General features: G+C 71.3%; 19 protein-coding genes and 1 tRNA gene. 11 read left to right on the top strand and 9 right to left on the bottom strand.

The window, feature by feature from the left end:
* Positions 1-140: 140 nt before the first annotated feature.
* From ABIA33_RS04940 to ABIA33_RS04955, 4 genes are all read right to left on the bottom strand, one after another.
* A complete protein-coding gene (locus tag ABIA33_RS04940; RefSeq protein WP_370077455.1) occupies positions 141-827 on the bottom strand; it encodes a hypothetical protein in 687 nt (228 codons plus the stop codon).
* Positions 828-919: 92 nt separating this feature from the next.
* Entirely contained in the window at positions 920-1,774 is an 855-nt protein-coding gene (locus ABIA33_RS04945; protein ID WP_370077457.1) for an S-methyl-5'-thioadenosine phosphorylase, read from the bottom strand.
* 92 nt (positions 1,775-1,866) lie between these two features.
* Entirely contained in the window at positions 1,867-2,190 is a 324-nt protein-coding gene (locus tag ABIA33_RS04950; RefSeq protein WP_370077762.1) for an FmdB family zinc ribbon protein, read from the bottom strand.
* 134 nt (positions 2,191-2,324) lie between these two features.
* A complete protein-coding gene (locus ABIA33_RS04955; protein WP_370077459.1) occupies positions 2,325-3,818 on the bottom strand; it encodes a potassium/proton antiporter in 1,494 nt (497 codons plus the stop codon).
* A gap of 222 nt (positions 3,819-4,040) precedes the next feature.
* On the opposite strand from ABIA33_RS04955, the gene ABIA33_RS04960 reads away from it, so the two are divergent.
* Positions 4,041-6,839 carry a penicillin acylase family protein gene (locus tag ABIA33_RS04960; RefSeq protein ID WP_370077461.1) on the top strand — a complete coding sequence of 933 codons (2,799 nt, stop codon included), beginning with the start codon at positions 4,041-4,043 and terminating at the stop codon, positions 6,837-6,839.
* Positions 6,840-6,861: 22 nt separating this feature from the next.
* On the opposite strand, the gene ABIA33_RS04965 is transcribed toward ABIA33_RS04960, so the two are convergent.
* Positions 6,862-7,458, bottom strand: a complete 597-nt coding sequence (locus ABIA33_RS04965) for a 5-formyltetrahydrofolate cyclo-ligase (protein ID WP_370077464.1) — start codon at positions 7,456-7,458, stop codon at positions 6,862-6,864.
* 138 nt (positions 7,459-7,596) lie between these two features.
* Here ABIA33_RS04965 and ABIA33_RS04970 point away from each other — a divergent pair, with 138 nt between their 5' ends.
* The 8 genes from ABIA33_RS04970 to ABIA33_RS05005 all read left to right on the top strand — a co-directional run bounded on the left by ABIA33_RS04970 (position 7,597) and on the right by ABIA33_RS05005 (position 14,008).
* Positions 7,597-8,355 carry a GGDEF domain-containing protein gene (locus ABIA33_RS04970; protein ID WP_370077466.1) on the top strand — a complete coding sequence of 253 codons (759 nt, stop codon included), beginning with the start codon at positions 7,597-7,599 and terminating at the stop codon, positions 8,353-8,355.
* Positions 8,356-8,386: 31 nt separating this feature from the next.
* Positions 8,387-9,355, top strand: coding sequence for a UTP--glucose-1-phosphate uridylyltransferase (locus ABIA33_RS04975; RefSeq protein ID WP_370077468.1), 969 nt, complete (start codon positions 8,387-8,389; stop codon positions 9,353-9,355).
* A 75-nt stretch (positions 9,356-9,430) separates the two neighbouring features.
* The gene (gene glp, locus ABIA33_RS04980) at positions 9,431-10,819 is read left to right on the top strand and encodes a gephyrin-like molybdotransferase Glp (protein WP_370077469.1); all 1,389 of its coding nucleotides are present in this window, start codon (positions 9,431-9,433) and stop codon (positions 10,817-10,819) included.
* Between the two features lie 96 nt (positions 10,820-10,915).
* Positions 10,916-11,470 (top strand): cyclic pyranopterin monophosphate synthase MoaC, encoded by a 555-nt coding sequence (gene moaC, locus ABIA33_RS04985; RefSeq protein ID WP_370077470.1) that lies wholly within the window; start codon positions 10,916-10,918, stop codon positions 11,468-11,470.
* Complete coding sequence (locus ABIA33_RS04990) at positions 11,467-11,991, top strand: molybdenum cofactor biosynthesis protein B (RefSeq protein WP_370077472.1); 525 nt, start codon at positions 11,467-11,469, stop codon at positions 11,989-11,991. The genes moaC and ABIA33_RS04990 overlap by 4 nt, the downstream gene beginning before the upstream one ends.
* Positions 11,988-12,608, top strand: coding sequence for a GNAT family N-acetyltransferase (locus ABIA33_RS04995; protein WP_370077764.1), 621 nt, complete (start codon positions 11,988-11,990; stop codon positions 12,606-12,608). Before ABIA33_RS04990 ends, ABIA33_RS04995 begins: the two co-directional genes overlap by 4 nt.
* Before the next feature lie 152 nt (positions 12,609-12,760).
* On the top strand, positions 12,761-13,867 hold the full coding sequence (gene glpR / locus ABIA33_RS05000) for a gephyrin-like molybdotransferase receptor GlpR (protein WP_370077474.1): 1,107 nt from the start codon (positions 12,761-12,763) through the stop codon (positions 13,865-13,867).
* Between the two features lie 67 nt (positions 13,868-13,934).
* Positions 13,935-14,008 (top strand) — tRNA-Ala (locus ABIA33_RS05005).
* Between the two features lie 178 nt (positions 14,009-14,186).
* On the opposite strand, the gene ABIA33_RS05010 is transcribed toward ABIA33_RS05005, so the two are convergent.
* The 4 genes from ABIA33_RS05010 to ABIA33_RS05025 form a co-directional block, all read right to left on the bottom strand.
* On the bottom strand, positions 14,187-14,903 hold the full coding sequence (locus ABIA33_RS05010) for a hypothetical protein (RefSeq protein WP_370077476.1): 717 nt from the start codon (positions 14,901-14,903) through the stop codon (positions 14,187-14,189).
* A 49-nt stretch (positions 14,904-14,952) separates the two neighbouring features.
* Positions 14,953-16,830 carry a hypothetical protein gene (locus ABIA33_RS05015; protein ID WP_370077478.1) on the bottom strand — a complete coding sequence of 626 codons (1,878 nt, stop codon included), beginning with the start codon at positions 16,828-16,830 and terminating at the stop codon, positions 14,953-14,955.
* An 86-nt stretch (positions 16,831-16,916) separates the two neighbouring features.
* Positions 16,917-17,135 carry a hypothetical protein gene (locus tag ABIA33_RS05020; RefSeq protein ID WP_370077480.1) on the bottom strand — a complete coding sequence of 73 codons (219 nt, stop codon included), beginning with the start codon at positions 17,133-17,135 and terminating at the stop codon, positions 16,917-16,919.
* A 77-nt stretch (positions 17,136-17,212) separates the two neighbouring features.
* Complete coding sequence (locus ABIA33_RS05025; RefSeq protein WP_370077482.1) at positions 17,213-17,428, bottom strand: hypothetical protein; 216 nt, start codon at positions 17,426-17,428, stop codon at positions 17,213-17,215.
* A 280-nt stretch (positions 17,429-17,708) separates the two neighbouring features.
* On the opposite strand from ABIA33_RS05025, the gene ABIA33_RS05030 reads away from it, so the two are divergent.
* Positions 17,709-18,095 (top strand): helix-turn-helix domain-containing protein, encoded by a 387-nt coding sequence (locus tag ABIA33_RS05030; RefSeq protein ID WP_370077484.1) that lies wholly within the window; start codon positions 17,709-17,711, stop codon positions 18,093-18,095.
* 158 nt (positions 18,096-18,253) lie between these two features.
* Positions 18,254-18,514, top strand: coding sequence for a hypothetical protein (locus ABIA33_RS05035; protein ID WP_370077486.1), 261 nt, complete (start codon positions 18,254-18,256; stop codon positions 18,512-18,514).
* The last annotated feature ends 19 nt before the right edge of the window (positions 18,515-18,533 follow it).

An 18,533-nucleotide genomic window follows, 5' to 3' on the forward strand; every position in this document is an offset into this window, starting at 1 on the left:
GGCAGGAGTGAGTCGACACGAAAGGGCTGGGGCCGAGCGCCCCGGCCCTTCGACTTTGCGGCGGTGGGTGCCCGAGCCCTATTGCTCCCCAGGTCGTAGGCCCGGCCTCGCGGATCTGCGGGCCCTTGAGGCGGGGACGTTCATCCAGCCGGACGCGACCGTACCTGTGTGCCCCCGGTTCCGTCGTGCAGCGCGGCGCCGGCCGTGGTGTGGGTGGTGGCAGGCGGGGTCGGGTTCCGCAGCGACCCCGCGGCGAGGGTGGTCGCCGCCACCATCAGCCCGGCCGCGATCGGCCCCGGCCTTCGCCGGACCGCGGCGGGGAGCCGGTGCCGCCCTCCGCCGGCCCGGATCGGCGGGAACGCGGCGACGGCACGCGTCGGCGGCACGGAGGGGGCGTCACAGGGGAGGTCGCTGGGGCGGGTCCCGAAGGAGGGGACCGGCACAGCCGGCGCGGGCCGGGGTTCAGGGGCCGGTTCCCACCACAGGTTCGATGACGCGTAGGCCGGGCCCGATGTCGGGCCGTTGGTCAGGCCGGAGATCGGGCCGGAGATCGGGCCGGACGCGGGGCCGGAGATCGGGCCGGACGCCGGGGCGGACGCTTGGCCCGACGCCGGGTCCGAGGACGCGGCCGTGTCGTCCTCGTCCCAGGTCTCCTCGTCCGCCCACGGGGGAGCGGAGAGCGAGTGAGCGGGAGCAGGGGCGGGGGCGGGAGCCGGGGACCGGAACGCGTGCGCCCGGTGCCGGTTCGCACGTCGGATCGGGTTGTCGATCATCAGGGACATGAGGAGCACCGCCTGTGTGTAGCGAGCGAGCTGGACTGCCTCCACGATGTCCCACTCCGCCGCCCGGCAGGCGCCCCGAGACGCGCCCTGTGGACAACCCAGGGGGTGTGGAAAACTCCGCCACCCCCAGGGGTGAACTACTCCAGCCCGAGTCCGGTTTCCAGCCCGTCCAGTGCGTGCGAGCAGACGCACTCCCGCTCCGTCGTGCCCGGGAGCGCCTCGACCGCGCCCGACAGCACGCCACGCAGCCGGTCGATGCTTCCCGCGAACACCCGCAGCACCTCCGCGTGGGTCACTCCCTCGCCTGCCTCCACACCCGCGTCCAGGTCGGTGACCAGGGCGATCGAGGTGTAGCAGAGCCCGAGCTCGCGGGCCAGTACAGCCTCGGGGTGGCCTGTCATGCCGATCACCGACCAGCCCTGCGAGCCGTACCAGCGCGACTCGGCGCGGGTGGAGAACCTGGGCCCCTCGATCACCACCAGCGTGCCGCCGTCCACCGGCTCCCAGCCCGCCGCTGCGGCGGCCTTGACCGCGACCGCCCGCCCGACCGGGCAGTACGGGTCGGCGGCGGAGACGTGCACCACCTCGGGCGTCCGGCCGTCCGTTCGCGGCTGGCCGTCGTAGAAGGTCTGGACACGTCCCGTGGTGCGGTCGACGAACTGGTCCGGGACGAGCAGCGTGCCCGGCCCGTGCTCGGGGCGCAGCCCGCCCGTGGCGCAGGGCCCGAGGATCTGGCGCACGCCGAGCGAGCGCAGGGCCCACAGGTTGGCCCGGTAGTTGATCCGGTGCGGCGGCAGCCGGTGAGTGCGTCCGTGCCGGGGCAGGAAGGCCACCTGCCGTCCGGCGACCGAGCCTACGAAGAGGGAGTCGCTGGGCGGCCCGTAGGGCGTCTCGACGGCGACCTCGGCGAGGTCGTCCACGAGTGCGTACAGGCCGGTGCCGCCGATGACGCCGATCTCGGCGGTGGGAGTGCTGCTCTGCGGGTTCGCCATGTGCCGAAGCTTAGGAGCGTTCCGGGTATGCCGGAGCCCCACGCGTCCTTACGGAACGGGGACGTCGCGGGGCCCGGCGGAAACGCTGCCGGTCAGGCGGCCGGCGTGGCGCTGCTGCTGCTCGACGAGCTGGACGTGCTCGGCGAGGTCGCGCTCGACGACGACGAGGACGAGGAGTCGCCCGACGACGTGCTCGCGCCGCTGGAGGACTTCGGGGTGCTCACCGTGCTGCTCGCGGACGAGCGGCTGTCGGTGCGGTAGAAACCGCTGCCCTTGAAGACCACGCCCACAGCGGAAAAGATCTTGCGCAGCCGGCCGCTGCACTCGGGGCAGACCGTGAGGGCGTCGTCCGTGAACTTCTGGACAGCCTCAAGGCCGTTGCCACACTCGGTGCACTGGTACTGGTACGTCGGCACTGTCATTCCTCCTGGCACTCTCGCCTGATGAGTGCTAACGACGGTCAATGATGCGGTATTCCACGGCGATAGTCCACCGTGACCCCTGTGAGCTGTGACAACACCCACACTCCGGCGCCCGCGCGCCCCGGCGGTCAGTACTCGCCCCGCTGTTCCAGCCAGCCGGCCAGCTTCCCGCCCCGGTCGACAGCGCGCAGCCGCCGCTCCGTGCGGTCCCGTACCGCGTCCGTGGCCACCACCAGCAGATCGTCGGATGACCGCAGCACCGTCGTCGGCCCCGGTACGAAGCTCGCGCCGTCGCGGACGACCAGCGTCACCGCCGCGCCCTTCGGCAGCCGCAGCTCGCTGATCTCGACGCCCGCGAGCCGCGAGCCCGGCTCCAGGGTCAGCGACAGCAGGTGCCCGTGCAGCCGCTCCAGCGGCGCGGACTCGACGTCGAGCCGGTCCGCGTGCGCGGGGTCGCCGATCCGCAGCGTCCGCGCCACCCAGGGCAGGGTCGGCCCCTGCAGCAGGGTGAACACCACGACCAGCAGGAAGACGGTGTTGAACAGCCGCTGCGCCCCCGGCACGTCGGCGACGAGCGGGATGGTGGCCAGCACGATGGGCACCGCACCGCGCAGTCCGGCCCAGGAGAGCAGGGCCTGCTCGCGCCAGGGCATGCCGAACGGCGTCATCGTGAGCAGTACCGAGAGCGGGCGGGCCAGGAACACCAGGACCAGGCCGACGACCAGCGCGGGGACCAGCGCGTCGGGCAGCGTGTGCGGCGTCACCAGCAGTCCCAGCAGGACGAACATGCTGATCTGCGCGATCCACGCCAGCCCCTCGGTGAACCCCCGGGTGGCGGGGCCGTGCGGAAGCCGCGAGTTCCCCAGGATCAGCGCGCAGATGTAGACGGCGAGAAAGCCGGAGCCGTGCAGCAGCGCGCCGCCCGCGTACGCGAGCATGGTCAGCGCCACCACGGCGATGGGGTAGAGGCCGGAAGAGGGCAGTGCTATGTGACGCAGTGCCAGCGATCCGAGCCTCCCGACGGCCAGTCCGGCGACGAGGCCTATGGCGAGCTTCAGGACGATGGAGCCGAGCAGTACGTACCAGGTGTCGATGGGTCCGGGGGTGACGAACGCGACGACCAGGATGACCACGGGTGCGTCGTTGAATCCCGACTCGGCCTCCAACAGACCCCTGAGCCGGGACGGCAGCGGGACCCGGCGCAGCACGGAGAAGACGGCGGCGGCGTCCGTGGACGAGACGATGGCACCCAGCAGCAGCGAGAGCCGCCAGTCGGTGCCGACGAAGACGTGTGCGCCCAGCGCGGTGACGGCGACGCTGACGCCCGTCCCGAAGGTCGCGAGCACGGCTGCCGCCGGAGCGGCGGGTCTGATGTCCGTCCATTTGGTTCCGAGCCCGCCCTCGGCAAGGATCACCACCAGGGCGGCATAGCCGAGCACCTGGGTGAGTGACGCGTTGTCGAAGCCGATGCCGAGGCCGTCCTGGCCGAGAGCGACGCCGATGCCGAGGTAGAGCAGCAGGGTGGGGAGCCCGCTGCGGGAGGACAGCCGTACGGCTACGACGGCGACAAGCAGCACGAGGGAGAACATCAGCAGCAGCGTGTCGAGATGGTGGACGGTCACTCAGTTGCACCTCGCGACAGCGGCCGGCGGCGGGGACGGGGCGAAGCGGATTGGTTACTCCTTCTAACATTTTACCTGATCTTGGGTTTCCAGCGGATGACGTGAAGACCATGGACGGACGCCAGGCCGCATACCAGTCCGCACCGCTTCCGGTTCAAGTGTTAGCGTCGGCTCCGCCGCACCGCACGGCGGCGGACGAGCCCCTGCCCCACAAGGACCCTGATGCCCCGCACCAAGAAGTTCCGCAGGCTCCGCCTGCTGGTGATCCTGCTCGCCTTGTTGCTGGTGGTCGGCGTCGGGCTCGGCGGGTGGCTGGGTCTGCGGACGATCCACGCGTCCTTCCCGCAGACCACCGGCACCCTCCACCTTCCCGGCCTCTCCGGCCCGGTCACCGTGGTGCGCGACAGCAAGGGAATCCCGCAGGTGTATGCGGACACCCCGGCCGACCTCTTCATGGCGCAGGGCTACGTCCAGGCCCAGGACCGCTTCTGGCAGATGGATGTCAACCGCCACATCACCTCGGGGACGCTGGCCTCCATGTTCGGCAAGGGCCAGGTCGAGACCGACGCCTTCATCCGCACCATGAACTGGCGCGGCGTGGCCCAGCAGGAGTACGACACCAAGCTCGACGCCGCCACCAAGGCATATCTGCAGGCGTACTCGGCCGGGGTCAACGCCTGGTTGGGCGACCATCCGGGAGGGGCTGGGGCCTCGCTGGAATACGCGCTGCTCGGCACCGCGTACAGCGGGTACAAGCCCGCGCCGTGGAGCCCCGTCGACTCGGTCTCCTGGCTGAAGGCCATGGCCTGGGACCTCAGCGGCAACATGCAGCAGGAGATCGACCGCTCGCTGCTCTCGCAGAGCCTGACCAAGCAGCAGATCGCCGAGCTCTACCCGACCTACCCGTACAGCACCAACGGGACGATCCTGAAGACCGGTACGGTCAGCAACCCCGGCACCAACAAGGCGACCTACCAGCCCGGCGACGGCACCGCGGCCCCCGCCACCAGCAAGAGCGGGACGGCCACCCCGGCCGCCTACCGAAGCTCCGGCAGCTCGGGCAGCGCCAGCGGTGCCGGCACCGTCCAGGGACTGAACCAGGCCGCGACGCAGCTCGCCGCGAACGTCGACAGCGTGCCCGCGCTGCTCGGCACCCCCGGCCAGGGCATCGGCTCCAACTCCTGGGTGATCTCCGGCAGTCACACCACCACCAACAAGCCGCTGCTCGCCAACGATCCCCACCTCGGCCCTGGACTGCCCTCGATCTGGTACCAGATGGGCCTGCACTGCAACAACGTCAGCGCGGCCTGCCCCTTCGACGTGACCGGTTACACCTTCGCCGGAATGCCCGGCGTGGTCATCGGCCACAACCAGACCATCTCCTGGGGCTTCACCAACCTCGGCGCCGACGTCCAGGACCTCTACCTGGAACAGGTCACCGGCGCCGACACCTACCTGCTGGACGGGAAGAACCAGAACTTCACCACCCGTCAGGAGGTCATCAAGGTGGCCGGTGGCGCGGACCAGACCATCACCGTGCGCAGCACCGCCGACGGGATGCCGGTCATCTCGGATCACAGCACCGAGCAGCAGAGCGTCGGCCAGAACGCCCCGGTCTCCGGCAGCGCCCCGCCGCGCGGCGGTGGCTACGCCATTGCTCTGCGCTGGACGGCGCTGGACCCGAGCAACACCATGGACGCCGTGTTCAAGATCGACCAGGCCACGAACTTCGGACAGTTCCGGAACGCCGCCGCCGACTTCGCCGTCCCGGCGCAGAACCTGATCTACGCGGACACCGCGGGGAACATCGGCTACCAGGCCCCGGGCCGGATCCCGGTCCGCCCGAAGATCCCCGGCGACGACGGCACCTACCCGACGCCGGGCTGGGACTCCTCCTACAAGTGGCAGGGCCTCATCCCGCAGACCGCGCTGCCCTACGTGGAGAACCCGGCCGCCGGGTACATCGTCACCGCGAACCAGGCCGTGGTCGACAGCAGCTACCCCTACGAGCTGACGGACGACTGGGGCTACGGCACCCGGGCCAAGGAGATCACCGGCCTGATCCAGTCGAAGCTCGCGGGCGGCGGGAAGATCTCCCCGGACGACATGCAGTCCATGCAGCTGGACGACACCAGCTCCATGGCGCAGACCCTCGTCCCCTACCTGCTGAACATGAAGTTCACCGACCCCTACTACGCCGACGCCCAGCAGCTGCTCAAGGACTGGAACTACAAGCAGGACGCCGGTTCGGCCGCCGCCGCGTACTACAACGCGGTGTGGAGCAACCTGCTGCACCTGGCCATCGACGAGAAGTTCCCCGCGCAGGTACGGGCCACCACCGACTGCGTGCTGCAGGTCCCCGCCTCCGCCGCCAACATCCCGGCGGACAGCGTCAACGGCCAGCCCAAGCGGGTCTCGGTGTGCGGCACCCGCAGCCCCGACCAGGCCCAGCCGGACGGCGGCGACCAGTGGATGACGGCGGTCACGCAGCTGCTGAAGCAGCCCGACAGCGACTGGTGGACCTACACAGCCACCAACGGCGCGCCGGTGAAGGGCCGCGACAACCTGCTGTACAAAGCCATGATCGACGCGCGTAAGCAGCTGACCGCGCTGATGGGCAAGGACATCACCACCTGGAGCTGGGGGCGTATCCACACCCTGACGCTCAAGGAGCAGACCCTCGGCAAGGACGACTCCTCGCTGGCCTCGGGCCTGGTGCAGATGCTGCTCAACCGCGGCCCGTACCAACTCAACGGCGGCGGCGCCGCCGTGGACGCCACGGGCTGGAACGCCTCCGCAGGGTACGAGGTCGACTGGGCGCCGTCGATGCGGATGGTGGTGGACCTGTCGAACCTGGACGCCTCACGGTGGATCAACATCGGCGGGGCCTCGGGCCACGCCTATGACGCCCACTACAACGACCAGACCCAGCTGTGGGCCGACGGCCAGCTGCTGACCTGGCCGTACGGCAAGGACGCGGTGAACGCGGAAGCGGTCGACAAGCTCACCCTGACACCCTGACACCCTGACCCCGGGTCAGTAGTCAGCCGCCGGTGGCGCCCTCGAAGAGATAGAGCTTCGAGGGCGTCACCGCCGCGTCCACCCGCCGGTCGTGCGGTTCGGCAGGGACGCTCGGCAGCACCTCCGAGTCGTACAGCAAGGTCACCAGCCGCGCCGGCGACCCCGCGGCGGCCAGCCGGGCCAGGACCCGGTCATAACTGCCGCCGCCCCGCCCGAGCCTGACCCCCTGCCGGTCCACGGCCAGGCCCGGCATCAGCACCAGGTCCGCGCCGCACACCGCCTCCGGCCCCAGTCGTGCGCCCTCCGGCTCCCACAGGCCCATGCGCGCCCTGACGAGCCGCTGCGTGCCCTCGTACGTGCCCCAGTCGAGGTCGTTGTCCGCCAGCAGCACCGGCAGCAGCACCCGTACCCCCCGCGCACGCAGCGCGTCCAGCAGCGCCCGGGTGCCCGGCTCCGCCCCGATGGACACATAGCCGGCGACCACAGCGGGTACCTGAGCGGGTACCAGCTCGAGCGACCGTCCGGCCAGCGCCTCGGCGGCCTCCTTCCGCTGCTCGGGTGACATCCCGGCGCGGGCCGCGAGCAGCCGTGACCTCAACGTGGTCTTGTCGTTCACCATCAGATGGGCCGGCCTTTCGAACGGTTTGAGTCGAGCACGCCCAGTCTGCACGCAGCTGCACGTGGAGGCGGCAGCCAGACCTGAAGGCAGCCAGAACCCGAGGCAGTCAGACCCCGAGGCAGCGAGAGAGGTGCGCCGATGCCGACCGTCCAGTCCGTGGTACTCGTCACGCTGCTCCTGCTCGCACTCCTCGCTGTCGCGCTCACCGCCACCCTGCTCCGCCGGTCCCGCCGCAGCGCGGCGGCACACGCCCTGAGCCTCCAGCAGGAGCTGACCCGGCTCCAGCAAGCCCGCGCAGAACTCGAACGCACCTCCTACACCGATCCGCTGACCGGCGTCTGGAACTACCGCTACCTCCAGCTCTCGCTGGACCGGGAGATCGCCCGCTGCGCCCGCCAGCCGCACCCGGACGGCGCTGACCGGCTCGCGGTGCTCCTGCTGGAGATCGAGGGTTTCGCCGAGATCCGGCGCGAGCACGGCTACCAGCGCGGCGGCGCGGTGCTGCGCGACCTGGCGCAACGCCTGGCCATGGAGGTCCGCGAGGCCGACGTCTTCGGTCGCTACGGCGGCGAGGAGTTCCTCATCCTCCTGCCGGACACCGACGCCGCCGGGGCCGAGCACGTCGCCGAACGGCTGCGCTGGACGGTCCGCAGGCATCCGCTGGCACTGCCCTCGGTCCCGGTGCCGGCCGAGGAGTCGGGGGCGGCGCCGGTGAACGGGCTCAGCGCCGCTGTCGGAATCGCCGTGCTGCCCCGGGACGGTGGGCACGCGGCCCTGCTGCTGCGCGCAGCGGACCGCGCTCTGGCCGCCGCCCGCGAGTCGGCCCCGTCGCCCTCCGGGGACGGCCCACCGGAGCAGGAATGTGATCTCACCATGAAAGCCGAAGGGTGGGCATGACCTGCAACCGACGGACAGTACAGTCGTCTGCATGACGAAAGCTCGTACGCGCCAGATCACCAAGGCCGTGATCCCCGCCGCCGGTCTGGGTACCCGATTCCTGCCGGCAACCAAGGCGACCCCGAAGGAGATGCTTCCCGTCGTCGACAAGCCGGCGATCCAGTACGTCGTCGAGGAGGCAGCGTCGGCCGGGCTCACCGACGTGCTGATGATCACCGGGCGCAACAAGCGCCCGCTGGAGGACCACTTCGACCGCGCGTACGAACTCGAAGAGCAGCTGATCCGCAAGGGCGACCAGGCCAAGCTGGACCGCGTCCGCGAGTCCAGCGACCTGGCCACGATGCACTACGTCCGCCAGGGCGACCCCAAGGGCCTCGGCCACGCCGTGTTCTGCGCCGAGCCGCACGTCGGCGACCAGCCCTTCGCGGTCCTCCTCGGCGACGACCTGATCGACCCGCGCGACCCGCTGCTCACCAAGATGATCGACGTCCAGCGCGAGCTCGGCGGCAGCGTGGTCGCGCTGATCGAGGTGGACCCCTCGCAGGCACACCTGTACGGATGCGCGGCGGTGCGGCCCGCCGAGTGGCACGGAACCCTCGGCGGTGACGACGAGATCGTCCGGATCACCGACCTGGTGGAGAAGCCCGCCCCGGGTGAGGCGCCGAGCAGCTTCGCGGTGATCGGCCGCTACGTGCTGGACCCCAGCGTTTTCGAGGTGCTGCGCAACACCAAGCCGGGTCTGCACGGAGAGATCCAGCTCACCGACGCGCTCCGGGTCCTCGCCCAGCGCTCCCCGGGTCGGGGCGGCCCCGTCCACGGCGTGATCTTCAAGGGCCGCCGCTACGACACGGGCGATCGTGGCGACTACCTTCGGGCGATCGTCCGGCTCGCGTGCGAGCGTGAGGATCTGGGCCCGGAGTTCAGGGCCTGGCTGAAGGAGCTCGTCAGCAGCGGCGAGCTGGACGCGGCCACCAGCGGCGAGCAGACCGGGCAGGTCTGACCAGGCGGGCGTAGCAGCCCGGGTGGTGGGCAGTCCAGTCGCAGCAGTGGATCCACGAGGCAGCAGGGGGAACGAGTGAGCGAGCACAAGCACACGGCGGAGGGCGATCCCTGCGCGGCTGACGGCACCGAGCGGTTCTGGACGGTCGACGAGCACCTCGCCGACATCCTCCGCGTGGTCGGCCCGCTGCCGCCGCTCGACCTCCAGCTCCTTGAGGCGCAGGGCTGCCTGACGTTCGAGAAGATCAGCGCGGAGCGCGACCTCCCGCCGTTCGACAACAGCTCCATGGACGGCTACGCCGTGCGCGTCGCCGACGTCGACGGAGCGACCGAGACCTACCCCTCGGTGCTCAGCGTCGTCGGCGACGTCGCGGCCGGGGCGGCGAACCTGCCCGTGGTCGGTCCGGGCCAGTGCGCCAGGATCATGACCGGCGCACCGCTGCCACCCGGCGCGGAGGCCGTCGTCCCGGTGGAGTGGACCGACGGAGGCAGCGGCGGCACCGCCCCCGCCGTGGGCATGGCACCGCGCAGCAGCGCCCCCGAGGGCGCGTCCGGCGAGGTCCGGGTCTTCCGTCCGGCCGACAGCGGCGCCTTCGTGCGCCGTCGTGGCGACGACATCACCGCAGGTCAGGCTGTTCTTCCCGCAGGAACACTGCTCGGGCCCGCGCAGATCGGGCTGCTCGCGGCCATCGGCAGGGACACCGTACGGGTACGGCCCCGCCCGCGTGTCGTGGTGCTGTCCACCGGCAGCGAGCTGGTCCAGCCAGGCGCCGAGATCGGCCCCGGCCAGATCAGCGACTCCAACAGCTTCGCGCTGACGGCGGCGGCCAGGGACGCGGGGGCCATCGCCTACCGGGTCGGCGGCGTTCCCGACGACGCCAGGCGGCTGCGCGAGGTCATCGAGGACCAGTTGATCCGGGCGGACCTGATCGTCACCAGCGGCGGTGTGAGCGTGGGCGCGTACGACGTGGTCAAGGAGGCGCTGGAGGCGACTCCCGACAGCATCGGCGGCGCGCTGGGCGAGATCTCCTTCCGCAAGCTGCGGATGCAGCCCGGCAAGCCCCAGGGCTTCGGGCTGCTCGACGGGACCGTCCCGCTCTTCGCGCTGCCCGGCAACCCGGTCAGTGCCTACCTCTCGTTCGAGCTGTTCGTACGGCCGGCCATCCGCGCCATGATGGGTGCCGAACAGGTCCACCGCCCGGTGGTGCGGGCCGTGTTGACGGAGGGGCTCAACTCCCCGGCGGGCCGCCGCCAGTTCGCCAGGTCCCGGTACGTCAGCGGGCACGGCGGTGAGACCGGGCAGGTCACCCCGGTCGGCGGTGCGGGATCCCACCTGATGGGTCCGCTGGCGCAGGCCAACTCGGTGATCGTGGTCCCCGAGGAGAGCACCTCGGTGTCGGCAGGGGACCTGGTCGACGTCGTCCTGCTGGAATCCGCGGCGGCTGCGGAGGACCAGCTGCGCTGAGGCGTCTCCCGGTCCGTCCGGCGGAGCCCGATCTGACGGCCGGGTCGCGCAGCGATAGCCTGTGCCCGCACGGCACCGGCCACAGGAGACGACACCTTGAGTACCTCGCACAGCGACCGGCTGACCCACGTCGACGCGACGGGGGCGGCACGCATGGTCGACGTCTCCGAGAAGGCGACCACGGTGCGCACCGCGCGCGCCACCGGCCGGGTCCTGGTCGCGCCCCGGGTGGTCGAGTTGTTGCGCGGCGAGGGCGTCCCCAAGGGCGACGCCCTGTCGGTGGCCCGCATCGCCGGGATCATGGGTGCGAAGCGCACCCCTGATCTCATCCCGCTCTGCCACCCCATCGCGCTCTCCGGGGTGACCGTGGACCTGGTCGTCACCGACGACGCCGTGGAAATCGCCGCGACGGTCCGCACCGCGGACCGCACCGGGGTCGAGATGGAGGCGCTGACCGCCGTCGCCGTCGCCGGGCTGACCGTCATCGACATGGTCAAGTCGGTGGACAAGGGCGCGCGGATCGACGCGGTCCAGGTCGAGTCGAAGACCGGCGGGAAGAGCGGCGACTGGTACCGCGACGACGCCCGAGACAGCAACGCCGAGGACAGCAACGCCCAGGACAGTGGCGTCCAGGACAGTGGCGTCCGGTGAACGGGTCGACGAAGCGTGCCCTCGCCCTCACCGTCTCCAACCGTGCCTCGGCCGGCGTCTACGCCGACAAGGGCGGCCCGCTGCTGGTCGAGGGCCTGACCGCGATGGGCTTCGCCGTGGACGGACCGCAGGTGGTACCGGACGGCGAACCGGTGGTCGAGGCGCTGCGCGCCGCGGTGGCTCGCGGCTACGACGTCATCCTGACGACCGGTGGCACGGGCGTCACTCCCACGGATCTCACCCCCGAGATGACCGCGCAGGTGATCGACCGCCCGGTCCCCGGCATCGCCGAGGCGATCCGCGCCGAGGGGCGTGCCACCGGAGTCCCCACCGCCGCGCTCTCCCGCGGACTGTCCGGGCTGGCCGGCACCACCTTGATCGTCAACCTGCCCGGCTCCACCGGCGGTGTCAGGGACGGACTCGCCGTCCTCGCCCCGCTGCTCGGGCACGCCGTCGACCAGGTACACGGAGGCGACCACCTCCGCAGACCCGACGGCGCCACGTCAGGAGGGTCGCACTGAACGCCTTCTGGCCAGTCGAACTCCACGAGGGACCGGTCGGTCTGCGCCCGATCCGGGTGCGCGACCGGCGCACCTGGCAGGAGGTCAGCGCCCGGAACCGGCACTGGCTGCGCCGCTGGGAGGCCACCGTCCCCCCGGCCCAGCCGGGCAACCCCTCGTCACCCCGCCCGACCTACCGGCAGATGGTGCGCTTCCTGCGCTCCGAGGCGCAGGCCGGGCGGATGCTCCCCTTCATCGTCACCTACCAGGGGCAACTCGTCGGACAGCTCACCGTCGGCGGCATCACCTGGGGTTCCATGTGCTCGGCGAACGTCGGCTACTGGGTGGACGAGGCGGTCGCCGGACGCGGCATCATCCCGACGGCGGTGGCACTCGCGGTCGACCACTGCTTCCGGGACATGGGCCTGCACCGGATCGAGATCTGCATCCGGCCCGAGAACGGGCCCAGCCGGCGCGTGGTGGAGAAACTCGGCTTCCGCGAGGAGGGCATCCGCCCGCGCTACCTGCACATCGACGGGGGTTGGCGGGACCATCTGGTGTACGCGCTGACGGCGGACGAGGTCCCGGAAGGCATGTTGCGCCGCTGGCGCGGCAACCGGCAGCATCTTGAGCAGTAAATGTGTGTGAGCAGTAAATTCACATACGCATTCGATTGATGTCGATAACCTGTCGTTCAAAGCGACAAAAATAGGGTGAGATGAACATGATCGTGCGACACACCGGCGGAAATTGCCGCGAGCCACTCCTTCACGCCCGTACGGTGTGATGCGTGAGCAGTAGCGGCCTCATCTACGCGGTCATCGTGGGGGCCTGGGCTGCCTATCTGGTGCCGATGTGGCTCCGCAGGCAGGACGAGCTCAACGAAGCGCGCCCGACGGAGCGGTTCAGCACCGCCATTCGCCTGCTGTCCGGACGCGCGGCAATGGAGCGCCGGGTCTCGCGCCACCTCGATGACGACAACAGCGCCGGCAGCAGCGCTGGCAACAGCAGCGGCGAGAGCACTGACGACAGCGGTCCGGCGGCGCCCGCCGCCGGCGCCGCCGCCGCGGACCACCGTGCGTCCTCCCCGGCTCCCGTGCAGTCGCAGCCCACGTCGCGCGAGCGGTCGTCGTCCGCCGGGGCCCCGCGCCCGGAGGTCCGGCGGACCCCGCCACCCGGCGCGCCCTCGGGCGGGGCCACCGGACGCCGCCTCGACCCGAAGCGCCGTGCTGCCCTGCTGGCACGGCGTCGGCGACTGGTCATCCTGCTCTTCGCCGTCTTCACGGCCGGTATGGTGACCGCCGCGGTCGGCGGCGTCGCCCTGCTCTGGGTCCCGGCCATTCCCGCCGTCCTGTTCTCCCTCTACATCGCCCATCTGCGCCGCCAGGAACGCCGCCGCTTCGAGGTCAAGCTCGATCGCCGCCGCGCAGCCGAGGCGGCCCAGCGGGTGCGCGAGCGGGAGCGGGAACGCCGCCGGGCCGCGGCGGCCCCGGACACCCAGGCGCTGTCCGTCCCACGGCCGCCCGACTTCGCCCACCCCGATTTCGCCCGCCCCGACGGCCGCTCCGCCGCCGGGGCGGTTCCGCAGGTTCCGCACCGCACACGTGCCCTGGTCGAAGCCGCAGACCCCGACGAGTCGGACGACTGGGGCGACAACCCACGCGACCGCTCCACCGACCCCGAGTCCTGGGACCCGGTACCGGTACCCCTCCCCACCTACGTCACCGCCCCGGTCGCCCCCCGCAGCACCGGCAGCCTGGACCTCAACGCCCCCGACACCTGGAGCGCGGGACGCGCAGTCGTTCCCCCGCCTCCCGCCCAGAAGCGCCCCCCGGCCACACCCCTCTTCGACCAGTACGCCGACGACGCCCCGCACCCCCGCGCCGCCAACGAGTGACGCACTCCCACCAGCGCCGAAACCATGCAGGACCACCCCCGCGGACCTGATAGAGTTTCTTCTCGTTGGGGCTGTGGCGCAGTCCGGTAGCGCACCTCGTTCGCATCGAGGGGGCCAGGGGTTCGAATCCCCTCAGCTCCACCCAACAGAGGCCCTCCCGGCTTGATCCGGGAGGGCCTCTGACGTTCCCGTTGTTCCCGCCGACACCGCTCCGGATTGCTCCGGGTTGCTCCGGCGCACGCACTGCGGCGGCCTTCCCGCCCCGGTGGTCGGGGTGGGAAGGCCGCGGGTCGGTCGCTGGTCGGCTCGGGGCAGCTGCTCAGCTGCTCATCATGCGGTGCACGGTCACGGTCGGGGCCATGGCGGCCAGGGCGTCCACGCCGGGGCCCTTCGGCGCGGTCGCGGCGGCGGACTTGAGGATGGTGACCACCTGCGCGGCCAGGGCGTCGGCCTGCTGCTTGACGACGGCGACCGGGGCCGTGGACTTCCCCAGCGCGTCCAGCTTGCGGTGGATGTCGGCGAGCTGGCGCTGCGCCGTCGCGCTCAGGGTGAACGGGTTGGGCGTGGAGACGACGAACTGGTAGGCCCCGGCCAGCGTCTCGCAGCCCGCGCAGTGGTAGTTGGACGCGTTGCTCAGGTTCACCGCGTTGAGGTGGATGTTCTCCCCGGCCATGGTCACGATCTGGAAGGAGAGTGCCACCGAGCGGCAGGGGTCGGCCGCGGTGCAGCCCGCCGAGACCGCGTCGGCCTGGTTGCGGGCGCTGGCCGCGAACACCGGCCCGTACTGGTGCACGGTGAAGGAGTCCGCGAAGCGGGACTCGTGCGCCCGGTTGGCGAGCGTGTGCACGTTGTCGTCGGCGATGGCGATGCCGTGCGAGTTGGTGGAGTGGTTGGTGGGCCCCACGCCCTGCGCGGTCGCGGCGGTGGCGGCGGCGGACAGGGCGGTGAGGCTCGCGGTGGCGAGCAGTCCGAGGCGGACCGCCTTGCGGCCCGCGCCGACGCGCGGGATCGCTCTGCGGTGCTGGTTGAGGTTCATGGATTCTCCTGTGGATGGTCCGACGGTCCTGGCGGTGGCCCGCAGCGCGTCACGGCGTCGCTTTCGCCGGGGGAGGGGCGGAGCTCGCGGGCGGGGTGGGAGTGGCCGTCGGCGTCGTGCTCGCCGCGGCACTTGGGGGGGCCGAGGGGGTGGTGGTGGCCGACGGCGGGCTCGCGGAGTGCGTCGCCTTCGCCACGCTCGGCGCCGGTGCTCCGCCCGCGGCCGGGGCAGTGGTGGCGGAGGCCGACGCCTTGGCGGACGGGGGCGCGACCGCTGTTCCGGCGCTGGGCGAGGGGGTGAGACCCGGCGGGGTGGAGGGGCCACCGCTCCGGCTGCTCCGGGTCGGGCTGGGCTGCGCGGACCGACTCGCCGTCGGTTGCGGTGCGGCCGGCTGGGTCGCGGTGGGCTCGGTCGTCGGCACTCCCGGTTGCAGCACCGGAACGATCGGCGGCTGCGGCGGCAGCGGCTTGGGGGTGATACCCCCGGCCCAGGCGCAGGCCAGGGCGGTCACTCCGGCGAGGCCGAGCGCGCAGAAGCCGAGCCGCAGCCGCGGGCTCCCGTTGGTCGCGCGCAGGGCGGTCCGCACCAGCCGGCCGCCGAGCCGGATGGAGAGGTAGGCCATCCCGGCGAGTGGGCAGACCAGCATGAAGCTGCCGAGCACGCCGACCAGGCCGGTGGCGAGGTGTCCGTCCGCGAACGCCGAGGCGGTGCCGGTGAGTTGGGCGGTCAGCGAGCGGATGCCGGTGCTGACGATGCGCGGCAGGTTCCACAGCGCGTAGCCGAGGTCGCCGAGCAGCAACGGCACCATGGTGAGCACCCAGGTGGTGACGATGACCCGGGCGGAGCGTTTGAGGTCGACCACCTCGGGGCGTACCGGCTTGCCGGGCACCATGCTCAGCAGGATCGGTCTGATCTTGCCGAAGAGGTCGGGCACCCCGGCCAGGTCGCCCAGGATGTAGTAGCCGTCCAGGCGGACGGCCGGCATCAGCTGTTCCAGCACCTCGAAGTGTCCGAGGTACACGGCGCTGAGGAAGAACTGCTGGCCGGTCAGGAAGTAGCAGCCGCCCATGCCGAGCATGAAGACGACGTTGAAGTACACGCCCCCCAGGTCGGTCCTGATCCGTCCGGCGCGGCCGATCCGGTAGACGTCGGTGACGTCCGTGTACATGGACGGCCAGATCAGGAACAGCCCGCACCCGATGCAACCCGGGCGGGCGCCGCCGTAGCGGCAGGCGGAGGCGTGTCCGAACTCGTGGAACACCAGCGAGGCCACGGTCAGCGCGAACACCGCCAGCAGCAGCACCGGCTGGTTCAGCACCTCCAGCACCGGGGTCATCGCGCCGTAGAAGCCGAACAGCCAGACGTCCATGGCGACCATCGAGCCCAGCACCAGGACCACCATCAGCGGCCGGTGCAGCCAGGCCAGGGCGCGTCCGATGCGGTTCACCCGCTGCTGACTGAACATCACCCGATGGCCCTTGAGGGCCAGCAGCAGGTCGGAGCGCGGGGCCTGGGCGACCTCGTCGTCCTCCTGCCCGAACGGGACGGTGACGCCGAGCGGCTGGAGCTTGTGCTCGACCAGGTAGGCGATGTTCTCCTCGCTGACCTCACGCCCGTACAGCCCGCTGACCCGGTGCGAGATCCGCTCGGTGTCGCGGACGCCGTCGACGCAGCCGGCGACGAGGTGGAGCAGCCGGGAGAGCTGCACCACCTGCCCGTCCCCCCGACGGGCGATGTACTTGGGCTCGTTGAATCCCGAGCCCTGGTACTCGCCGTGCAGGCGCAGGCCCGCACTCAGCCTGGGCACGGGGAACAAGGGTTCCGGTGCCAACGGCTGTTCCGAGTACGGGCCCACGTACTGCTCGTAGGTGGTGGCGAAGCCCCCCGGACCGGGGACGAGCGCCCCCGGTTCCACGCTCACGGTCATCTGGTGTGTCCTCCCCCGGCGCGGGCCGCGCCCTCCCCTGACGCGGCCCGCGCCCATGGTGCTAGGTGCTGCGCAGTGCTGCTGGACTACTGGCTGATGCTGATCGACTGGGCGGCCTCGGACTGAGCGGTCGCGCCGTCGGAGCCGAAGTTGGCCGCGAACGACTCGTTGTGGGCGTGCACGTTGGCGACGTGCTTCGTCACGTTGACGGTCTTGGTGAAGCTGAACTTCAGCTTGCCCAGGGCCTCGCGGCCGGGGAGCAGCTCGGCGGACTCGGCGTCGAGCTCGTTCATGTCCATGCTCATGGTGGTGCCTTTCGTGAGGTGTCTGACGTGGTGTGTGAAGCTGGGGCCGGCGAGGAGCCGGAGGGTGGGGCGCGCTGCTACTGGTGGATGCTGATCGCCTGGTCGGCGCCCGACTGGGCCAGCGCGAGGTCGGAGCCCCAGTTGGCCGCGGACGACTCGTTGTGGGCGCTGACGTTGGCGACGTGCTTGGTGACGTTGACGGTCTTGGTGAAGCTGAACTTCAGCTTGCCCAGGGCCTCGCGGCCGGGGAGCAGCTCGGCCGACTCGGCGTCCAGCTCGTGCATCTCAAGCATGGTCAATTCCCCCTAAGGAATGGACAGTTACGGTCGGACGGCGAAGGGATCCCCCCCAACTCCCGTCCAACTCGGTCGGACATGTTGTCCAACGAGATTGGACAGTAGTAGGCCTGGAGGGAGTCCCGCAAGCGATTCGGGTGCCACGTTCTGCAACAGACCGGTAACAGAGAGAAATTGCCAGGTGAGAGCCCCTGGCTCGGTGCCGGAACAGGTGATCGCCGTAGAATCGGTCCGTCGCAGGCCGCCGAAGGGGCGGCCGACAGGAGGCGTCAGCCAGGTGTCCAACGCCCTGCAGCAGTTGATGAGAGAGCGCTTGGACCGGCAGGGCTGGTCCTATGGCGAGGCCGCGCGGCGTGGCGGCATCCCCCGCTCCACCGTGCACCACCTCGCCACCACCGAACGGCTGGTCAGAATGCCGCAGCCGGCCACCCTCGAGGGCCTGGCCCGGGCCCTCGACCTGCCGTTGGACGCCGTCCGCCGCGCGGCGGCGGAGGCCTGCGGCATCCACCTGTACGCCGCCGGCGGCGGGACCGCTCCCGACCCCGAGGTGGACGTGCTGATCGCCAGTCTGCAGAAGCTCTCGGTGGACGACCGCCGCCATGTCGCGGCCCTGGTCGAATCGCTGCTCGACCGCCGCACGGGCCCGGCGGAAACGGACAACTAGTACGCAGCTCCTGCCCGTTCCGGTTCCCTGATTGTCCAGGGATGACCGGATAGGGCGAATATCGCCGGCTCCTGCCGCTGTCGGTCGTATATGCGGCTAGCGTCACCTCGTGAAAGGGGCGGGTGAGCCGCACGCTGCCCCCGGGACCAGGGGGATACGTGCTGGTCGTACAGGGAAGCCCCACCACCGCCGTCGTCCGGGGCAGCAGCGGGGAGTCCGTCGTGCTGCTGTCCGGCGAGCTGCCGGCCGAGCTCACCGACGCCAACCTCACCGAGGTGCTCGACCTCGCCGCGGCCGTTCTGGACGGCGCCGAGATGCTGCTGTTCCGCCGCTGCCTCGCGGCACTGCGCCGGGGCGACCTGGCCGGCACCCGCCGAATCGAGATAGACGGCGCGGTACTGACCGTCTACCGGGGCTGATCGTCGAGCTGCCGGGGCC

The sequence above is a fragment of the Streptacidiphilus sp. MAP12-16 genome, assembly GCF_041262165.1.
In the GTDB taxonomy this organism is placed as follows: Bacteria; Actinomycetota; Actinomycetes; order Streptomycetales; family Streptomycetaceae; genus Streptacidiphilus.